This is a genomic window from Armatimonas sp., from assembly GCF_043760365.1.
In the GTDB taxonomy this organism is placed as follows: domain Bacteria; phylum Armatimonadota; class Armatimonadia; order Armatimonadales; family Armatimonadaceae; genus Armatimonas.
In genome coordinates this window covers 1-2247 of the sequence record NZ_JAYUPA010000129.1, presented here as the reverse complement: position 1 = coordinate 2247, position 2247 = coordinate 1, and the positions used below count along the sequence as shown (strand labels likewise).

Sequence of the window (2247 nt, the reverse complement as noted above, 5' to 3'; positions counted from 1 at the left end):
TTTTCCTAGATCTTACGGTATGGCGGTGGGAGACGTCCTCGATCACTTCGTTATAGATATGTTCCCGAACTTTATTTGAATAGCTATTCCGTTCTGGTATTCTCTCCCAATCAGGTGTTCCGAATTAAACTTACAATCTTATCCGATATTATGTCCCAAAAGCAGCCTCCAGATCATTTGTATGGACATGCCCACGAGAAGCTGGAGGTCACCCAGATTCCAGCTGGCATATCAAAATTATTGCGAGTTCGGCAGCTCCGTAAGGACTTTCCTGTTGGAACTGAGATCTCTTTTGTCGCACCATCTGAAAATGGACCGAGGGACGCCTGGCTTATCCTTGACTACTTCAAAGGCACCGATGGAGTTTACAAAGTCGTGCTCGCTAGTGCCCGTTCGAGGGCGAATTCTGTTCACGCATACGTCAGGAATACAGACGTTCTTGGCCTAAGTAGAGCGAGGATAGTGAGTATTTTTGATCCAGCAGACCGCGCAAGACTGATGGCGTATAAAGAAGCAAAGAATCAGATTGTCTCTGCGATGCATCTACTGCGGCAGGAGAGAAGGGATAGTCCAGCTGAACCGCAGATACCCTATTTGAAGGGTGCCGAAGGACTTCGAGGACGGCTCTTCCGCTCTCTCACTCCAAGTATCTCTCCTCTCATTCAGGCCGGGTGTTGTGAAATGGCAACCGTTAAGAAGTTGGTCGCTGATTTTTTCAGAGGAATAGAGATCAAGCTTGATGCCAACACGTCCGTTACAAAAACGGAGAGTAAACGTAATCGGCATACCAGGTTCCCCTCTGCGGCAACCCCTAACGGCTACATAGAGTTTGAGGATCCACTTCAGCCAGAATCGATAGAGGGTCCGGATGGTGAGCCGATTCAGTTAGTAAATAAGATTTATATTCAACGCGAGTTGTTCATGAGAGTAGCCGCGACCGATACTAAGCCAGTTGACCCGAGCGAGGTGAAGCGCTGGACGCTGAAGCATCTTAACCCTTACCCAATCAAGGTTCTCGCCAGGACCGAACTCGGCACAGGTATCAGCCAAGCATACCCTTTAGTCGATGTACTCTACGCCCTCCGCTATCATCCACTGCGTGAACACATCCTGCGGCTCAACGCTGATGGCTTTACGTATGTTACCTTCGGTGGAATGAAAATCGATGTGGCGACTGTAGAGATGATCGCAAAAGAAGGCTCTCCCGTATCTGCGAGAGCTGTACAGGCGATGCTGAAGAAGCTCGACCTAGAGCACCCAGTTGCAGTCCGGGTGTATTCCCACAACTCAAACATTCTACGTACTGTCTATCGAGCGAGCAGTCTTAAATCAATGCTCTCACTTTTCCTTCAAAGCGACGGTGTTGCAATTCCCATTTCGGGTTATCGGACCCCCATGCGACTCGCTACGACGGTGAGTGCATTGGCGCGCGCGGAGGGCGCGGAGAATTTATTTGCAATAGCCAATAAGCTTCATGTGAGAGGGATCTGGCCGGTCAATATCGCTCAGCTTGGCCTTGAGGTGGAGTCGTTAGATGCAGTGGGGCGACTCGGCCAAGGTTACACCGCTATGTTCCACCTTGTACGTGTTCCTGGTTTGGAGCAGTCGCGGATATTGATGACGAATCACAAAGGGTCTCTCTTGGTTTGCACAGGAAGCAGGATTATGGATTTGGAGCAGATCTACTGGAAGGACGAGGTAGTTTTTGTGCATGTAACCCCGCTAGAGAGAAAACCATGCTAGAGAGTCATGCTACATCTTCTCACCCTTTCCGTAGTAAGTCTTAACCTATCTTTAACTGAAAGATTTAGAAGCCCTATTTTCTGGTGCACACCAGCTTTTTTTGATTAATAAAATAAGATTCGTGATGATGTAAGGAAACTTTTTAGTGTTTTAAGCGATAGGGCGCGGGTCTTAAAAAGCTGGTGTGCACCAAAAAAAGGGAGAAGAGAGAAAGGAGCAGGTATTTAGTCTGTATGTTTTTATGAGGTAAAATTAAGCCATTAAATAGGGCTTGGATGGTGATAACTATCGATAATCTTATATTATCGATAGTTATGATACTGCTTAAAAGGTGCGCTTTAAACCTTTGACAAAAGAAATTCTTCAGCTTTTAAGCTCTTTCTGAGTCGCAATGAATATGCGATTGTTAGCGTATGATATGGGGATGGAGTCCCCCGACAACCGCCCAAGAAGCTGATGACTCCTACCGAACTAAAAGAGCATAACGCGGATTTTTTTTGATCT

1 protein-coding gene and 1 riboswitch are annotated in these 2247 nt (G+C 47.0%); the gene reads left to right on the top strand.

Annotation, left to right across the window (positions count from 1 at the left end; translation table 11 throughout):
- Window positions 1-462: 462 nt before the first annotated feature.
- Complete coding sequence (locus ACH2EH_RS03390) at window positions 463-1743, top strand: hypothetical protein (RefSeq protein WP_395138974.1); 1281 nt, start codon at window positions 463-465, stop codon at window positions 1741-1743.
- A 411-nt stretch (window positions 1744-2154) separates the two neighbouring features.
- Window positions 2155-2216: riboswitch (Fluoride riboswitch) on the top strand.
- Window positions 2217-2247 lie beyond the last annotated feature (31 nt).